This window comes from Pseudomonas sp. FW215-R2 (assembly GCF_058789255.1).
Genome location: NZ_JBYTBO010000035.1, coordinates 1 through 17,073, shown reverse-complemented (window position 1 = coordinate 17,073; position 17,073 = coordinate 1). Strand labels below are relative to the sequence as shown.

The following is a 17,073-nucleotide window of genomic DNA, read 5'->3' as shown; positions in this document are numbered from 1 at the left end:
GCGCCACCTGACTTCCGCCAATGGACGCCGCCATGAACACCACTGAAAGCCTCAAGGATTACCAACGGGTTCGCACGCTGGCGATCCGTTCGTTGTTCGAGATCATCGAGCAATCGAGCGAAGGCACGGTGATTGTCGACCGCGACGCCAACATCGTCTGGATGAACGAGCGCTATGCCCGGCGCTTCGGGCTCGACTCTGCGGCCGGCGCCATCGGCAAACCTTGCGAAAGCGTGATACCGGGCAGTCTGCTGCGTGAAGTGGTGCGCACCGGGCGACCGATTCTGCTGGACATGCAGGACACGCCGAAAGAACCGCTGGTGGTGATGCGCCTGCCGATCCATGACGACGCGGGATCGGTGATCGGCGCCATCGGCTTCGCCCTGTTCGATGAACTGCGCAGCCTGTCGCCGATGCTCAAGCGCTACCTGAGCATGCAGGAAGAGCTGGCCTCGACCCGCTCGTTGCTGCGCGCCCGGCAGACCAAATACAACTTCGCCCACTTCATCGGCACCAGCGCGGCCAGCCTGGAGGTCAAGCGCCGTGCCCGTCGCAGCGCGAGTGCGGAGTCGCCGGTTCTGCTGCTGGGCGAGACCGGCAGCGGCAAGGAGTTGCTGGCCCAGGCGATCCACGGCGCTTCACCCCGAGCGCACAAGGCGTTCGTCAGCATCAATAGCGCGGCGATTCCCGAAGCGCTGCTCGAAGCCGAGTTCTTCGGCACCGCGCCCGGCGCCTTCACCGGTGCCGACCGCAAGGGCCGCACCGGCAAATTGCAGATTGCTCAGGGCGGGACGCTGTTTCTCGACGAAATCGGCGACATGCCGCTGCCACTGCAAAGCAAGTTGTTGCGGGTGCTTCAAGAAAAAGAATTCGAACCCGTAGGTTCCAACGACGTGATCCAGAGCGATGTGCGGGTGATTGCCGCGACGTCGACGGATCTGGAGGCGGCGATCAAGCGCGGCGAGTTCCGCGCCGACTTGTACTACCGGCTCAATGTGCTGCCGATTCAGGTGCCGCCACTGCGTGAACGGCTGGACGATTTGCCAGCCCTAAGTGAAGCGATTCTTGAAGAGCTGCGCAGCCAGCATGAACTCAATCGCGAAGCCCTGGAGCTGCTGGGGCAGCACGCCTGGCCGGGGAACATTCGCGAATTGCGCAACGTGCTGGAACGAGCAGCGTTGCTCAGTGATGACTTGATGCTGACGGCGAGCGACATTCGCGCGGCGATTGGTACGTTTACGCCGGTCGAGCGAGCATCGACGTCAGTGTCAGAGCCAACAGGCAACGAGACCTTCAGCCAGGCTCGGGAGCGTTTTGACCGGCAGTTGATTCAATCGACCCTCGCGCAATGCGAGGGCAAGGTGATTGAAGCGGCTGAGCGATTGGGGCTTGGGCGTTCGACGCTGTACAAGAAGATGATTGCGCTGGGGATTGCAGAGTCTCAATAAAGAGACACAAATCTCCATAAAGGGACGAGATCGAAAACTTCGCGAGCAGGCTCACTCCCACAGGGAAAAACGTCCAACTGTGAGAGCGGGCTTGCCCGCGAAGTCGCCCGCCCAGACATAAAAGTCTCAAAACAGAGACGAAATCTTCAAAATCGACAACTTAAATCAAATTAAATCCATATATTTCAATAACTTAATCATCTGGCACAGTTCTCGCTAAAGCCCCTTCCCACACCCGTTTCACCCACAAAAATAACAATCGAAGGAGCACACCATGAGTGTGATCATCGCCTTGGCAGCCCTCGCGCTGCTGATGCTCGCGGCCTACCGTGGCTACAGCGTTATCCTTTTTGCCCCGATCGCCGCCCTCGGCGCCGTCCTGCTCACCGACCCGTCCGCCGTCGCCCCAGCCTTCACCGGGGTGTTCATGGAGAAAATGGTCGGCTTCATCAAACTCTACTTTCCCGTCTTCCTGCTCGGCGCCGTGTTCGGCAAGCTGATCGAGCTGTCGGGTTTCTCCCGTTCGATTGTCGCGGCAGCCATTCGCTTGCTCGGCACCCGTCAGGCGATGCTGGTGATCGTGCTGGTCTGCGCCCTGCTCACCTACGGCGGCGTGTCGCTGTTCGTGGTGGTGTTTGCGGTCTATCCGTTCGCAGCGGAAATGTTCCGCCAGAGCAACATTCCCAAGCGCCTGATCCCGGCGACCATCGCCCTCGGCGCGTTCTCGTTCACCATGGACGCCCTGCCCGGCACACCGCAGATCCAGAACATCATCCCCAGCACCTTCTTCAACACCACCGCGTGGGCGGCGCCCTGGTTGGGCCTGATCGGCACGATTTTCGTGTTCTGCGCCGGCATGCTGTTCTTGCAGCGTCAACGCAACAAGGCTCAGCACGCCGGCGAAGGCTATGGCACCGAACTGCGCAATGAACCGGAAACTGCCGAAGATCTGAAACTGCCAAACCCCTGGCTGGCGCTGTCGCCACTGCTGGCGGTGGGTATCATGAACCTGCTGTTCACCCAGTGGATTCCGCAGTGGTACGGCAAGACCCACAGCCTCGCGCTGCCGGGCATGGCCGCGCCGGTAACCACCGAAATCGCCAAACTCACGGCGATCTGGGCGGTGCAGGCAGCCTTGCTGGTGGGCATCCTGATGGTGCTGGCGTTCGGTTTTCAGGCGATTCGCAGCAAGCTTGCCGAAGGCAGCAAAAGCGCGGTCAGCGGTGCACTGCTGGCGGCAATGAACACCGCGTCGGAATACGGTTTCGGTGCGGTCATCGCCTCGTTGCCGGGTTTTCTGGTGCTGGCCGACTGGCTCAAGAGCATTCCCAATCCGCTGGTCAACGAAGCGATCACCGTGACCCTGCTGGCCGGTATCACCGGTTCCGCCTCGGGTGGCATGAGCATTGCCTTGGCAGCGATGTCCGAACAGTTCATCAGCGCCGCCCACGCCGCCAACATTCCGCTGGAAGTGCTGCACCGCGTGGCCGCCATGGCCAGTGGTGGCATGGACACCCTGCCGCACAATGGCGCGGTAATCACGTTGCTGGCGGTCACCGGCCTGACCCACCGTGAGGCCTACAAAGACATTTTCTGTATTACGCTGATCAAGACCCTGGCGGTTTTTGTGGTAATCGGCACTTTCTACGCCACTGGCATTGTGTGAGGTATTCATGACGACTCTTTCTGGCAAGACCGCACTGGTCACCGGCTCCACCAGCGGCATCGGACTGGGCATTGCGCTGACGTTGGCCAAGGCCGGCGCCAACCTGATCCTCAACGGCTTTGGCGATGCTTCGAAGGTGATTGCCGAAGTCGAGCAGTTCGGCGGCAAGGTCGGCCATCACCCGGCAGACGTCAGCAGCCCTGAACAGATCGCCGACATGATCGCCTACGCCGAGCGCGAGTTCGGTGGCGTGGACATTCTGGTCAACAACGCCGGCATCCAGCACGTCGCGGCGGTTGAAGAGTTTCCGGTAGAGCGTTGGGACTCGATCATCGCCATCAACCTGTCGTCGGTGTTTCACAGCACCCGCCTGAGCCTGCCGGGCATGCGCGACAAGGGCTGGGGACGGATCGTCAACATTGCCTCGGTACACGGTCTGGTGGGCTCCACCGGTAAGGCCGCGTATGTAGCGGCCAAGCATGGCGTGATCGGCCTGACCAAGGTGGTCGGCCTGGAAACCGCCGCCAGCAATGTCACTTGCAACGCCATCTGTCCGGGCTGGGTACTGACGCCTCTGGTGCAGAAACAGATCGATGATCGAGCGGCCAAAGGTGTCGACCCGCAGCAGGCGCAGCACGACCTGCTCGCCGAGAAACAGCCGTCGCTGGAGTTCGTCACCCCTGCGCATCTGGGTGAACTGGTGCTGTTTTTGTGCAGCGAGGCCGGCAATCAGGTGCGTGGTGCGGCGTGGAATATCGATGGCGGGTGGCTCGCGCAGTAAACGTTCAACTGAACGCTCCCACATTGCAGTGGGAGCTTTCTGACAAACAATAAGAGGCAAACCATGTCCGACATCCTCTGGCAGCCCGATGCCAAACGCATTGCCCGGTCCCGCATGGACGGCTTCCGGCGCTTTATCAATCAGCGCCATCATCTGCACCTCGACGACTACCCTGCCCTGCACCAATGGTCCATCGACCAGCGCGAAGCCTTCTGGCAGGCAATCGTCGATTTCTTCGGCATCATCTTTCACACCCAGCCCGATGCCGTTTTGCGTGAGGGCCTGCAGATGCCGGGCGCCGAATGGTTTCCCGGCGCCACCCTGAACTTCGCCGAACACCTGTTGAGCAGGCGCGACGATGCCATCGCCGTAATCGCTATCGGGGAAAACGGCCAGCGTGAACTGTTGACCTGGGCCGAACTGGCCCAGCAAGTCGCCGGGTTCCAGGCCAGCCTGCAAGCGGCCGGTGTCGTGCTCGGCGACCGGGTCGCGGCGTGCATGCCCAACACCTGGCAAACCCTGGTGGCGATGCTGGCGACCACCAGTCTCGGCGCGATCTGGTCATGTTCCTCACCGGACTTTGGCACCCACGGCGTCATCGACCGCTTTGGTCAGATCGAGCCGAAAGTGCTGATCACCTGCGCCGGCTACCGTTACGCCGGCAAAGAGATCGACCAGACCGTCAAGATCAACGAAATCCTCGAACAGCTGCCGACCTTGCAGCAGCTGATCATCGTGCCGTACGCACGCCCTCACGCCCATGCCACGGATTACCGGACGCCCGCCAACGTCACGTTGTGGGACGACTTCTATGAACCGGGCGATGAACCGCAGTTCGTCCCGGTGCCATTCGCCCATCCGCTGTATGTGCTGTATTCCAGCGGCACTACCGGCGTGCCGAAGTGCATCGTCCACAGCACGGGCGGCGTACTGCTGCAACACGCCAAGGAGCACGGGTTGCATGTCGATCTGGGGCCCGGCGACCGTTTGTTCTACTACACCACCTGCGGCTGGATGATGTGGAACTGGCTGGTGTCCGCACTGGCGGTCGGCAGCGCAGTGGTGCTGTATGACGGCTCACCGTTTTATCCGGACAACCAGCGATTGCTGGAGCTGCTTGATGACGAGCAGGTCAGCGTGTTCGGCACTAGCCCGAAATTCCTTGCGACCCTGGAAAGCAGTGGCATCAAGCCGCAAGAAAGCCATGACCTGAGTCACCTGAAAACCTTGCTCTGCACCGGTTCCGCGTTGTCGCCGCAGAGTTACGACTTCGTCTATCGCGACTTCAAACCCGACGTTTGCCTGTCCTCGATGTCCGGTGGTACGGACATCGTGTCCTGCTTCGTCAACGGCAACCCGGTGTCAGCGGTACGCCGGGGCGAGATCATGGGCAAGAGCCTGGCCATGGCGGTCGAAGTGTGGAACGACGCCGGGCAACCGGTGATCGGCGAAAAAGGCGAACTGGTGTGTACCCGGCCATTCCCCGCCATGCCGATCGGACTCTGGAACGATCCCGATGGCGAGAAACTGCGCAAATCCTATTTCAACCAGTTCCCCGGCGTCTGGGCCCAGGGTGACTACGCCGAACAGTTGCCTCACGGCGGAATGCTGATCCACGGTCGCTCCGATGCCGTGCTCAACCCCGGCGGTGTGCGCATCGGCACAGCGGAAATCTACCGTCAGGTGGAAAAAATCCCCGAGGTGCTGGACAGCGTCGCCATCGGCCAACAGTGGCAGGACGATGTGCGAGTGGTGCTGTTCGTGCGTCTCAAGGAGGGCGTAACGCTGGATGAGGCGCTGCAACAGCAGATCCGCCAGGTGATTCGCGCCAACACCACACCGCGCCATGTACCGGCGAAGATCGTCGCGGTCACGGACATTCCACGCACCATCAGCGGCAAAGTGGTGGAACTGGCCGTGCGCAATGTGGTGCACGGTGAACCGGTGAAAAACACCGATGCGCTGGCCAATCCTGAAGCGCTTGAGCAGTTTCGGGATCGACCGGAACTGAAACACTGAAACAGCGCCCCCGTCTCAGGGGCGCTGTTGTGTAATGAGGCGGATTATTCAGGTCGGTTCAGGGTCAGCACCACCGGTTCGGTAATCGCACCGGTGCGACGGGTGGCGAGACACTGCTCAACGGTGTAAAGGTTGCGCTCGAATTCGAGTTTGTCGGTGTAATACTGATCGAGCAACGAGATGACCAAAGCCAGTGAGTCAGCGTTTTCAACGGCCTTCGTTGTCGGGTGGTATTGCGTCGAGGTGCCGCCCTCATCCATCGCAAGTTTGCCGCTGGCAAGATTGAGCAGCGACGCAACGTCCAACATCTGGTCAGTGCTGCGGCTCTTTGCGGTATCGCTGGCGTAGCTGACATCCTCAGTCTGCGCTGCGCCATGCAGCATCTCGTGAATCAGGTCATCCGCCACCACATCATGGTTGTAACCGTGGCCGATGAAATGAGCGTTCAGATTGCGCGTGTAGATTTCCATGAACATCACGTTAGCCCGCTCGCCTGGGACGGCGGTAACCCATTGCTGGTACAGCTGAGGATTGAAGGCCGCAAGATTACCGTTGTCCTTGTACGGATCAAGAATCAGATTGCTCAGGGAAAAGCCGGCGAAATCGGTACGAATCAGCTTCAGGTATTTCAACAACCGGTCTTTGACATCCGAGCTGTTGCTGCCCAAAAACGCTTTGAGTATGAAGTCGCAGTCTTTGGCAAAGCCGCGATCACTCAAAGCCTTGATTGCCTCTTCAATCTTGGCCTTGGCTTTCGGCAAGCTTTTTTCAATGACGGCACGGGTGTAACTGATCGGCAATGTTTTATGGAAAAGATTCACTCTGAACGGAGCATCGACAGTAAAACTGTTCAGCTTTGGTCCCCAGGCTTTGCCGCTACGATCAAGTGCATACCAGTAAAAGTCTTTGCGCGCAGCCACTACCGTCAACGTTTCTGCACCGGATGCTTTCGGGCGCCAGTTGCCTTGCCCGGCAATGAGCTGGGTGCCGGCATCGACAAACTCCCCAGACTTGTTGGCGCCTTTGATATGCCTCATCTGCGATTTGGCCAGTGCAATGATTTCCTGGGTCTGCCGACTTAAACGCATCCCGCCCTTATAGACCAGTCTGCCTGTGCCACGCACGATTGAAGGCAGGTCATCCAAAGGATTAAAGATGGAAATCCCGGTGGCAATTGCCAGTTTGGCAAGGTGTCCCAGCTTGATGGACAGAGTAGTAGCCTTTGACACGATCGACGCTGTTTTACTGGCAACACCCGCAACGGTGCCCACCAGTGCAATGGCATCCATGGCGCAACCATAGACGCCGTCGATAATTCGGTTGTGTTCCCCGGAAGTCAGATCCTGTATGCACTTTTTGAACGGTACGACGAGATCCACAATGTACGTTGCGACCGCCTCTCCTCTGGCTCGCTCTCGCTCAAGCTCCGTAGGTGAGGTGGCGCTTTTTTTCAGTTGTTCGAATGTCATCAAGGGGTGACGGAGTACGATGAGCGCCGAGATCTGTTCAATCCTGGGATCAGAGAAGTTCTGAAATTCACTGTGCTTCGGAGTCGTAGGTGTGGCCGGTGCGGGCAATGCAATCAACTTGTCGATAATCGCTTCGCTGCTGGTCACACGAAAATCGTTCACCACGCCTTCGATATAACACTTGCGGTTGATGGGCAGACGCTCCTTGGGTGTTACTGCCCCCTCGTATTTCAAGTCACCCTTGAAATCCGCTCGTGCCGGTAAGTTGAGTTTTCCGCTTTGAACGATGAATTTTCCCAGATCATCATTGCGATGAATTTCGCCGCTCAAGGTAAACAGCTCAAAGCACGTGAGTTTGCCGCGATGGGAGGCGCACATGATAATGCCGAAACGCCCAGTGACTGCATCTTTGTCCCCTTGAGTCTCCCAGTTCGCTCTAAAGACGTGCCCGTCCCCTAGCGGGACCGTACGGGTCTGCAGCGCCGAGTCTCGCACGGTAAAAAACGTCAACTCTGCGCGCAACACGTCTTGGAGATCGAAATAGGACATACGCGACAGCGCCAGTTTGAGCGTAGTAGCCAGTGCTGCATTCAACTCATTCAGATAGCTGCGCAATTGCCGATTGAATTCGAGGTTGTTATCAGTCAACCACAGCAAGTCCGGATAACGGTTATAAATACTCACGACCGATGGATCGTGAAGCGCAGGCTTTTTATTTCCAGAGATCTGGGACAGCAAATCGGGCGCATTGCTGTCCGGAAAAACGGCACGGAAATCCCATTCCCGTTTTGCGAGATCGCCGGACATATGCAAGTCGATCATCGACATGATAGTCGGCGAAGCCCCAAGTCCCGGTCGCTGATTGAGCAACGGTTTTTCCAGAAAGTCGCAGCTTGGGGCTGCACGCTCCAGCGCGGACCTGGCGATGGCTCTGCGATCAGGTAGTGGCGTGGAATAGGCGTGGCTGACCTGAGAGAAATTCGCTACATACTGCTGATAGGCCGCAGTAGCCCGTTGTGTCGTCGTTTTTTCGTCCTGTTTGAATTCGACTTCAGTGATGATCGCGTTGATCAACGCCCAGTCCACGATCGGGTCGATCAATGCCAGCGTATGCACATCGGCCAGCGCCTGGCTGACCGGTTCCAGCTGCGCGTACGCCATGACCTGCGCATAAGTCATCACCCGCGCGGCGCCTTGAACGACCGCTTCAACCAAAGCGACACCCCGACAGAAAGCCACCCACTCGAGCGACCCGATCGCGATCGATGTCGGAACCTGCCTGACAATGAATTCGGGGGCGATCTGTGCCAGGCACAAGTGAATCGCCAGAGGTGCTGCGTCGTGGCTGACCCATTGATTGGTCACCATATGATCGCGCAGCCCCTCCAGAACTACAGATGCAGGCCTGCCAAGATGGCGTGGCGAGTACATTTCATAGCTGCCTACAGACTTTCTGTTCTGCTGCTTGCCAATAAATGGATTGATATCCAGCAACATGGCAGTTGCCAACAGCTGGCCAAGTTGTGAATCAGAGATCGTCTCTCCTGCTTGCGATCCGAACCAGCCGAGGCGCTGCAAGCATGAAAGAGCCCAACTTTTCGAAGTCGCATGACCGATTAACTGCTTTAATAAGACAGCTGCGTTGTCATGTACTGCGATCCCTGACCGGGAACCAGCCATCAGATTGCTCAACAGTTTGGTGTCACGGGGCATTTGTTGTCCCGTGATATTTCTCATTGCCAGGCACTGCTCGGCGGACAAAGTAATGAGTGCCGAGTCATCCGCAACAAGCTGCCCCCAATAATTACCGAGACTGTCGATTTCGGGAAACTCAAACTCAAAATATTCAATCAGATTCTTCAGTTGCGCCACCGTATCTGGCACATCAAAACCATGAAATCCCAGCCATTGCTCTACTGTTATTTCATCGTCTGTCCATACGTACCCTCCCGCCTCTTTGGCGATATCAGTGATTAGCGACAACACACTGTGATCAAACCCCAGTCCCTTAATACTGCTGTGTTCCTTGAAATCTATCCAGCCATCCTCGGCGGACACTTCCATTTTCCCGGATTGCGTCACGCAAATCGACGGACTGTCGCTCCCCGTCAAACCCAGCATATAGCTACACATGGCAACCGTACGGGTCAGATTGATCAGGAGCATTTGTCCAGGTGCATGGATGTCATACAAGGACGAGTTCTTCTTCAACTCGATCTGATAGTCCCATCCCAGAATAATCTGTTTTTCAGGGTAGTTCGCAAGACACGATTTCAGTTCGGCCAATACCAGATTGCGCTCTAAAGCATCTGCATCCAGGCGCTGTTGCATGCTCGCACCAACTGCATACTTGAAGAACTTCCCTTTCATTTCAAAACTCATAACTTCCCCATCAGCAAATAAACGTGCCTGTTTGGCCGGCGCGATATTACTTTCACCGAACAAACTTTCCAGCCGTTATTTATGAGGCGAAATTTCAAGCCATAGAAAGCACAGTCAAACTACGCCTTAGTCCACCAACCCCCATTCACCAGCACTTGATCCGGATACATCTCCCGGGCGCGCAAGTTTCAGTTTCAGTTTCAAATTATTAATTGAGTCAGCATGCTTTAGTGCTTCCTGTGCACTCAGGACACCCTCAGCCACCAACTTATAAAGTGCGTCATCAAAGGTTTGCATGCCCAGTTCCCCGGACTTTTCCATGATCACTTTCAACTCCCCCAGCTCATTGCGACGAATGAGGTCGGCAATGGTGGGCGTCCCCAACATGACTTCAACTGCCGCCCGTCGCTGGCCATCAAGCGTGCGCACCAGACGTTGGGAAACGAAGGCCTTCAAATGATTGCCTAGACTGTGGAGCAATTGCGGGCGGCGCTCTTCGGGGAAGAAATTGATGATCCGGTCCAGCGCCTGATTGGCGTTGTTGGCGTGCAATGTCGACAGCACCAGATGCCCGGTTTCGGCGAAGGCCAGCGCATGTTCCATGGTCTCGCGGTCACGGATTTCGCCGATCAGCACCACGTCCGGTGCCTGACGCAGGGTGTTTTTCAGCGCCGCGTGAAAACTGCGGGTATCGACCCCGACTTCTCGCTGGTTGATGATCGATTTCTTGTGTCGATGGATGTATTCCACCGGGTCTTCAATGGTGATGATGTGCCCGCTGCTGTGGCGATTGCGATGATCGATCAGCGCTGCCAGCGAGGTGGACTTGCCCGAGTCGGTAGCGCCGACAAACAGGATAAGCCCCTGCTTGAGCATCACCGTTTCGAGCAGTACCGGCGGCAGTTTGAGGTCTTCAAATCTCGGGATGTCGAGTTTGACGTTACGGATCACGATCGACACGTCATTGCGCTGTTTGAAGATGTTGACCCGGAAACGACCGATCCCGGTTCGGGAAATCGCCAGGTTCATTTCCAGATCCCGGTCGAACTCCCGGCGCTGCTCGGCGTCCATCAGGGAGGCGGCGACAGTCGCCACTTCGCCGGGCTTGAACGGCTGCTCGCTCAACGGTGTCAGCACGCCATCGAACCGCGCACTGGGTGGCGCCCCCGTGGACAGGAACAGATCTGAACCGTGGCGGCTGGCCAGTTGTTTGAGCAGTGCGTCGATTTCCATGGCAAAAAGCACCTGCGAAGCTTTCAATGAACTTAAGACCGTGCGTCGTGACGCGACGGGCCTTACAGCGTCTACCGCACTAGGATAGTAGACGCCGCCTCACCGACCGACGCTCAGGACCCTTTGATGAACGCTGTACCGCACACCGATGACGCCCAGGCATTGATTGCCCGCACCGACTGGAGCCGCAGCCCGCTCGGCAGCGCCGACCATTGGCCGCAGAGCCTGCGCACCGCGGTGGACATCGTGATTCACTCGCCGATGCCGATGCTGCTCTTGTGGGGCCCGCAGCTCACCCAGATCTATAACAACGGCTTTGCGCTGCTGGCCGGCAGCAAGCATCCACACGCTTTCGGACAACCGGCGCACCAGATATGGCCGGAACTTCGAGACTTTACCGACCCGATTTACAGCGCCGTCCTACAAGGCCAGGTGCGAACCTACAGCGAACGGCGCTTTACCCTGCAACGGGACGGCCAGGATTCCGACTTCTGGCTGGACCTGACCTACAGCCCGATTCGTGACGAAAGCGCGCAAGTGGCCGGCATTCTGGTCACCGCCATCGAAACCAACGAACGCCGACGCATCGCCCTGGAACTGCAGCAACGTTCCGAAGACAGCCTCAAGGCCCAGCGCGAAAGCGAAGAGCGCCTGCAACTGGCGCTGGCAGCTACCGACGCGGTTGGCACCTGGGACTGGGACATTGGTGAAGATCGCTTTATCGCCGATGCGCATTTTGCTCAATTGCATGGCGTCGACCCGGCGCGGGCCAGTCAGTTGCCCATCAGTGAATACCTGCACGGCGTGCACCCGGAAGACCGCGCGCTGATCGCCCGCAGCATCAAGCACTGCATCACCCATGGCACCGAATACGCCGAGGAATATCGTCTGTTGCAGACCAATGGCGAGGTGCGCTGGGTATTTGCCCGCGGACGTTGCTACAAGGATCACCACGGACGGCCGATGCGTTTTCTCGGCGCGGCGCTGGACCTGACCGAACGCAAGCACACCGAGCAGGCACTGCGGCAAAGCCAGACCGAGCTGCAACTGATCATCAACGCAATGCCGATCCTGATCAGCTACGTCGACCGCGAAGAACGCTTTCGCCTGAACAATGCTGCGTACCTGGACTGGTACGGGCTGACGCCGCAAGAGCTGTACGGACGCACAATCCGCGAAGTGATCGGCGAAGAATCCTACTTTCTGCGTGCCCCCTACATCGCCGAAGCACTGGCAGGCCGCCCTTGCTCGTTCAGCCTGTACACACCCCATCGCGATGGCAGCCAGCGCCACGCCTTGATGAACTACCTGCCACGCCACGGCCCGGATGGTGCGGTGAACGGTTTTTACATCTTCGTGATCGACGAGACAGAACGTAAAAAGACCGAAGAGGCCTTGCGCAACCTCAATGAAACCCTTGAGGAACGCGTGAGTGCGCGCACCGAGCAACTGGCCCAGGCCAACCAGCGTCTGCAGAACGAAATGTTCGAACGCGAACGCGCCGAAGACGCCCTGCGTCACGCACAGAAAATGGAAGCGGTCGGCCAGCTCACCGGCGGCATCGCCCATGACTTCAACAACATGCTGACCGGAATCATCGGCAGCCTCGACCTGATGCAGCGCTATATCGCCAGTGGCCGTACTGATGAAATCGGTCGATTCACCGATGCCGCGGTGTCCTCGGCCAATCGCGCCGCGGCGTTGACCCACCGCTTGCTGGCGTTTTCGCGGCGCCAGTCGCTGGATCGCAAGACCTTGAACGTCAACGAGCTGATCCACTCCCTGGAAGACCTGATCCGCCGCACCAAGGGCGATCCGATCGAACTGACCTTGCGCCTGGCCGACAGTGTCTGGCCCGTCAGCACCGATGTCAGCCAATTGGAAAACGCCCTGCTCAACCTGGTGATCAACGCCCGCGACGCCATGCCGGACGGCGGTGAACTGCTGATCGAGACCGCCAATGTTTATCTCGACGGTAACGACATCACCACGCTGGAACCGGTCAAGGCCGGTGATTACCTGATGCTTGCAGTGAGCGACAACGGCACCGGCATGACGCCGTCGGTGCGTTCGAAGGCGTTCGACCCATTCTTCACCACCAAACCGATCGGCCAGGGCACGGGGCTCGGGTTATCGATGATTTATGGTTTTGCCCAACAAACCGGCGGGCACGTCAGCCTCGACAGCCTGCCGGGCCAGGGCACCTGTGTGCGCCTGTACTTGCCGCGTTTGTATGCGCTGGAACCGGAGCGGCCGGTGATCGAAACGACGACCGAGGCCCCCGCCGCCGCCACCGGCGAAACCGTGGTGGTGGTCGAGGACGATCCGGCGGTGCGCATGCTGGTCATGGACCTGCTCAAGGAATTGGGTTATCGCGCCCATGAGGCCGAAGACGCCAAAAGTGCCTTGCCGCTGCTGGAGTCCGACCTGCGTGTTGATCTGCTGGTGACCGATGTCGGGCTGCCGGGTATGAACGGCCGACAACTGGCGGAGATCGCCCGACAGCATCGTCCGGGGCTCAAAGTACTGTTCATGACCGGATACGCGCAGAAAGCCGCCGAGCGTCAGGGTTTCCTGGAGGACGGCATGGACATGGTGGCCAAGCCGTTTTCCATTGAACTGCTGGCCGGCAAGATCCGCACGATGATCAGCCAAAACCCGTGACTTGAGGCATAATCCGCGCCCCGCCGTCACCCCGCTACAGGTATTGCACGATGAAAGCCCAAGCCCGCCACATTCTGGTGAAAACCGCCGAAGAGGCTGAAAAACTCAAACAACGCATCGCCAACGGTGAAGCGTTCGATGTGCTGGCCAAGAAATTCTCGACCTGCCCGTCCGGCAAGCGCGGCGGCGATCTGGGTGAAGTGCGGCCGGGGCAGATGGTCGGCGTGATCGACGCAGTGATCTTCAAGAAGCCGCTGCGCACGGTGCACGGGCCGATCAAGAGCAAGTTCGGCTATCACCTGGTGCAGGTGTTTTTCCGCGATTGAACCGGTGCCCTGAAGGCGCGGCTGTCGGCAGCGCCTTCAGAGATCGGATTCATTCTTTGGGGATCAGTGCGCCAGGCACCTGAATCACCCGACTGGCCAACCGGTGCCCAGCCTCCGCCGCCTGCGCGGGGCTTGCGCCCGACAAGCGACTGGCCAGATACGCCGCACTGAACGAATCCCCCGCCGCCGTGGTGTCCACCACCTTCTCGACCCTCTGCGCCGGCACTTCGAACGCCTCTGCGTCGCAACGAATCAGGCACGCCTCGGCGCCACGCTTGAGCACTACCTCCGGCGTACCGATCTGCGCGTACGCTTCAAACACCGCGTCACAGTCCTCGAAATGGAACAGCGCCTGCTCGTCGTCCACCGTCAGCAACGCCAGATCGACATGGGGCAACACGCTGCGATACGCCGCCCGCGCATCTTCTACCGAGGTCCACAGCCGTGGCCGGTAATTGTTGTCGAAGACGATCCGTGCATCGCGCTGGCGGGCTTCGATCAAGGTCTGAATCAGCTTTTCCCGCCCCTGTGCGCCAAGCACCGCCAGCGTGATACCGCTGAAATACAGCACGTCGTAGTCCGGCAACGCCGCGAGAATCGGCGCGGCGGCCGGGGTCGTGAAACAGTCGCGTACAGCGGCCTCGTTGCGCCAGTACAGAAAACGCCGTTCGCCGGCGGCATCAGTCTGGATGCAATACAGCCCCGGCAAACGACCGGGCAAGCGCTGGACCAGATCCAGACCAATGTTTTCAGCGGCCCAACTGCGGCACATGGCGTCACTGAAGCTGTCGTCACCCAGCGCCGTAACGTAATCGACCTGCGCCTTGTCGCCCATGGCGCGGGACAGATACACCGCCGTGTTCAGCGTGTCGCCGCCGAAGCTCTGTTGCAGGTTGCCATCAGCACGTTGCTGAAGTTCGATCATGCATTCGCCGATCAGGGCGATGCGCGGGGTGTTCGGACCCAAGGGACTGAGCGTGTTCATCAGAAACAGGTTTCCATGGTTTCGATCACCGACAACTGCTCATCCACCAGCAGCCCTACGCGCCACTTGTCGAAGGTCAGGCACGGGTGCGAAGTGCCGAAGGAAATGATGTCGCCAACGCGCAATTCCACACCCGGCGCCACGGTCATGAACGCGTGCTGGTCCATCACCGCCGTCACCTTGCAGGCACCGACATCGTCGCCCACCGCCGGCAGCACGCCGGCCTTGTAACGCAGCAACGGCACCGGCATCCCGGCATCGAACGCCACGTCGCGCTTGCCCAGGGCGATCACCGCGAACCCCGGCTCCGGCATCGACTGCACGTGGGCCCAGACTTCCAGCGCCGGACGCAAGCCTTCGTGCAGGTCGCTGCGACGGTCGAGCACGCAGCACTGCGCCTCTTTATAGATGCCGTGGTCGTGGGCAACGTAACTGCCGGGACGCAGTACGCTGAGGAAACGCCCGCCCGCATTCTGCGCTTCGAACGATTCGGCGATCAGGTCGTACCACGCCGAACCCGACGCAGTGATGATCGGCTTGGCGATAGCAAACGCGCCGCTGTCCTGCAACTGCACCGCCAGGCGCACCAGCGAGGCGGCGAACTCACGGATGCCGCTGACCGCGTGATCGCCATGGATCACGCCCTCGTAACCTTCGATGCCGGTCAGGGCGAGCGCCGGTTGTGCGCCGATGGCCTTGGCCAGTTCGATGACTTCCTGCTCGCTACGGCAACCGCAACGGCCGCCGACCACGCCGTATTCGATCATTACATTCAGACGCACGCCACGGGACGCAAAGTAAGCACCCAGATCGGTGACGTTGTCCGGGTGATCGACCATGCAATAGAAATCGAAGCCGGAATCGGCCGCCAACAGATCGGCAATCAACGCCATGTTCGGCGTGCCGACCAGTTGGTTGGCCATCAACACCCGGCGCACGCCGTAGGCGTATGCGGCGCGGGTCTGGGTGGCGCTGGCCAGGGTGATGCCCCACGCCCCGGCGTCGAGCTGACGGCGAAACAGCGCCGGGGTCATGCTGGTCTTGCCGTGGGGCGCGAGTTCGGCGCCGCTGTCGCTGACGAATTTCTGCATCCAGCGGATGTTGTGTTCCAGCGCTTCACGGTGCAGCACCAGCGCCGGCAGGCTGATGTCACGCACCAGTTGCGCGCCGACGGCGGCATCGCCCTTTTCCACGGCAGCAGTGTTGTTGGCAGTCGTCATGGTCGAACTCCTCACAGTCGCGCCCGCAGGCAAGCGCGGTTATTCGTTGATTCGCCGGGCGAGGCTGTTGGCGCTCTCGATCAAGACCCGGCGATAGTCGTTGTAATTGGTCTTGGCATCGGCGCGCGGGGCGACGATGCACAGGGTGCAGATGGCCACGCCACTCGGATCTTTGACCGGGGCGGCGAAACAATGGGTGAAGGTGTCGGCGACACTGTCGAACGAGAAGAAGCCGTCGATGCCGGCCTGGCGGATTTCCTTGAGAAACGTCTCCATCGGCAGGCGTTCGCCACCGGGCAGGATGAAGTCGTCGGGGTCGATCAGGTCGCTGATCTGCTGGTCACTCAAGTGCGCCAGCAGCAAGCGCCCGGACGCCGTCCACGGGATCGGCGCGTTTTCGCCGATATCGGAAGAAATGCGGAAATGCCGCTCGCCCTCCTTCATCAGCGCCACCGTATATTTGCGCCCGTTGAGCAGGCACATCTGCGCAGTTTCCCGGGTCTGGCTGACGATCTCCTGCAACGCGTGATCGGCTTCGCGACTGAGGTCGAAATGCCGCAGATGCGCCTGGCCGAGGAAGTACAGCTGACGACCGAGATAGACATGACCGTCCTTGCCCACCGGTTCGAGAATCCGCCGTTCGAGCAACGAGGCCACCAGTTCGTAGACCGTGGATTTCGGGCTGCCGATGCCGTTGGCAATGTCGTTCGGACGCAGCGGCTGGCCGATCTCCTTGAGGAAATCGAGGATATCGAACGCCCGGTCCAGACCGCGTGCCCGGCGCTTGATGGTGTCTTCGGTCATTTCTGTTGTTCCCATAAAAGATGCCGGGATGGTAACTGGCCCTTGGCGTTGTGTCAGTTGGATCGCAGCCCTCCCC

At 59.3% G+C, this 17,073-nt stretch carries 11 protein-coding genes; 6 read left to right on the top strand and 5 right to left on the bottom strand.

Annotated features, from left to right (window positions below):
• Nucleotides 1–32 precede the first annotated feature (32 nt).
• The 4 genes from AC3WRD_RS28845 (at nucleotide 33) to AC3WRD_RS28830 (ending at nucleotide 5,914) form a co-directional block, all read left to right on the top strand.
• Nucleotides 33–1,448: a sigma-54 interaction domain-containing protein gene (locus AC3WRD_RS28845; protein ID WP_102622256.1), complete on the top strand. Its 1,416-nt coding sequence runs from the start codon at nucleotides 33–35 to the stop codon at nucleotides 1,446–1,448.
• Nucleotides 1,449–1,722: 274 nt separating this feature from the next.
• Nucleotides 1,723–3,114: a GntP family permease gene (locus AC3WRD_RS28840; RefSeq protein WP_102622257.1), complete on the top strand. Its 1,392-nt coding sequence runs from the start codon at nucleotides 1,723–1,725 to the stop codon at nucleotides 3,112–3,114.
• Nucleotides 3,115–3,121: 7 nt separating this feature from the next.
• The gene (gene hbdH / locus AC3WRD_RS28835; protein ID WP_102622258.1) at nucleotides 3,122–3,895 is read left to right on the top strand and encodes a 3-hydroxybutyrate dehydrogenase; all 774 of its coding nucleotides are present in this window, start codon (nucleotides 3,122–3,124) and stop codon (nucleotides 3,893–3,895) included.
• A gap of 63 nt (nucleotides 3,896–3,958) precedes the next feature.
• Nucleotides 3,959–5,914 carry an acetoacetate--CoA ligase gene (locus AC3WRD_RS28830; protein WP_102622259.1) on the top strand — a complete coding sequence of 652 codons (1,956 nt, stop codon included), beginning with the start codon at nucleotides 3,959–3,961 and terminating at the stop codon, nucleotides 5,912–5,914.
• 44 nt (nucleotides 5,915–5,958) lie between these two features.
• Here the strand turns inward: AC3WRD_RS28830 and AC3WRD_RS28825 are convergent, their stop codons facing one another.
• Both AC3WRD_RS28825 and AC3WRD_RS28820 read right to left on the bottom strand, forming a co-directional pair.
• The gene (locus tag AC3WRD_RS28825; RefSeq protein WP_146013111.1) at nucleotides 5,959–9,828 is read right to left on the bottom strand and encodes a hypothetical protein; all 3,870 of its coding nucleotides are present in this window, start codon (nucleotides 9,826–9,828) and stop codon (nucleotides 5,959–5,961) included.
• Between the two features lie 63 nt (nucleotides 9,829–9,891).
• Nucleotides 9,892–10,998, bottom strand: a complete 1,107-nt coding sequence (locus AC3WRD_RS28820) for a PilT/PilU family type 4a pilus ATPase (RefSeq protein WP_102622261.1) — start codon at nucleotides 10,996–10,998, stop codon at nucleotides 9,892–9,894.
• Between the two features lie 126 nt (nucleotides 10,999–11,124).
• Here AC3WRD_RS28820 and AC3WRD_RS28815 point away from each other — a divergent pair, with 126 nt between their 5' ends.
• Together AC3WRD_RS28815 and AC3WRD_RS28810 are read left to right on the top strand one after the other, a co-directional pair.
• Nucleotides 11,125–13,662, top strand: coding sequence for a PAS domain-containing hybrid sensor histidine kinase/response regulator (locus AC3WRD_RS28815; RefSeq protein ID WP_102622262.1), 2,538 nt, complete (start codon nucleotides 11,125–11,127; stop codon nucleotides 13,660–13,662).
• Between the two features lie 50 nt (nucleotides 13,663–13,712).
• Nucleotides 13,713–13,988, top strand: coding sequence for a peptidylprolyl isomerase (locus AC3WRD_RS28810; RefSeq protein ID WP_096821583.1), 276 nt, complete (start codon nucleotides 13,713–13,715; stop codon nucleotides 13,986–13,988).
• 49 nt (nucleotides 13,989–14,037) lie between these two features.
• Here AC3WRD_RS28810 and AC3WRD_RS28805 read toward each other — a convergent pair whose 3' ends face one another.
• From AC3WRD_RS28805 to AC3WRD_RS28795, 3 genes are read right to left on the bottom strand one after another with little or no spacing between them, the layout of a single operon-like run.
• On the bottom strand, nucleotides 14,038–14,973 hold the full coding sequence (locus AC3WRD_RS28805; RefSeq protein WP_102622263.1) for a sugar kinase: 936 nt from the start codon (nucleotides 14,971–14,973) through the stop codon (nucleotides 14,038–14,040).
• Nucleotides 14,973–16,193, bottom strand: a complete 1,221-nt coding sequence (locus tag AC3WRD_RS28800) for an amino acid deaminase (RefSeq protein ID WP_102622264.1) — start codon at nucleotides 16,191–16,193, stop codon at nucleotides 14,973–14,975. The genes AC3WRD_RS28805 and AC3WRD_RS28800 overlap by 1 nt, the downstream gene beginning before the upstream one ends.
• A gap of 39 nt (nucleotides 16,194–16,232) precedes the next feature.
• Nucleotides 16,233–16,997 (bottom strand): IclR family transcriptional regulator, encoded by a 765-nt coding sequence (locus tag AC3WRD_RS28795; protein ID WP_102622265.1) that lies wholly within the window; start codon nucleotides 16,995–16,997, stop codon nucleotides 16,233–16,235.
• Nucleotides 16,998–17,073 lie beyond the last annotated feature (76 nt).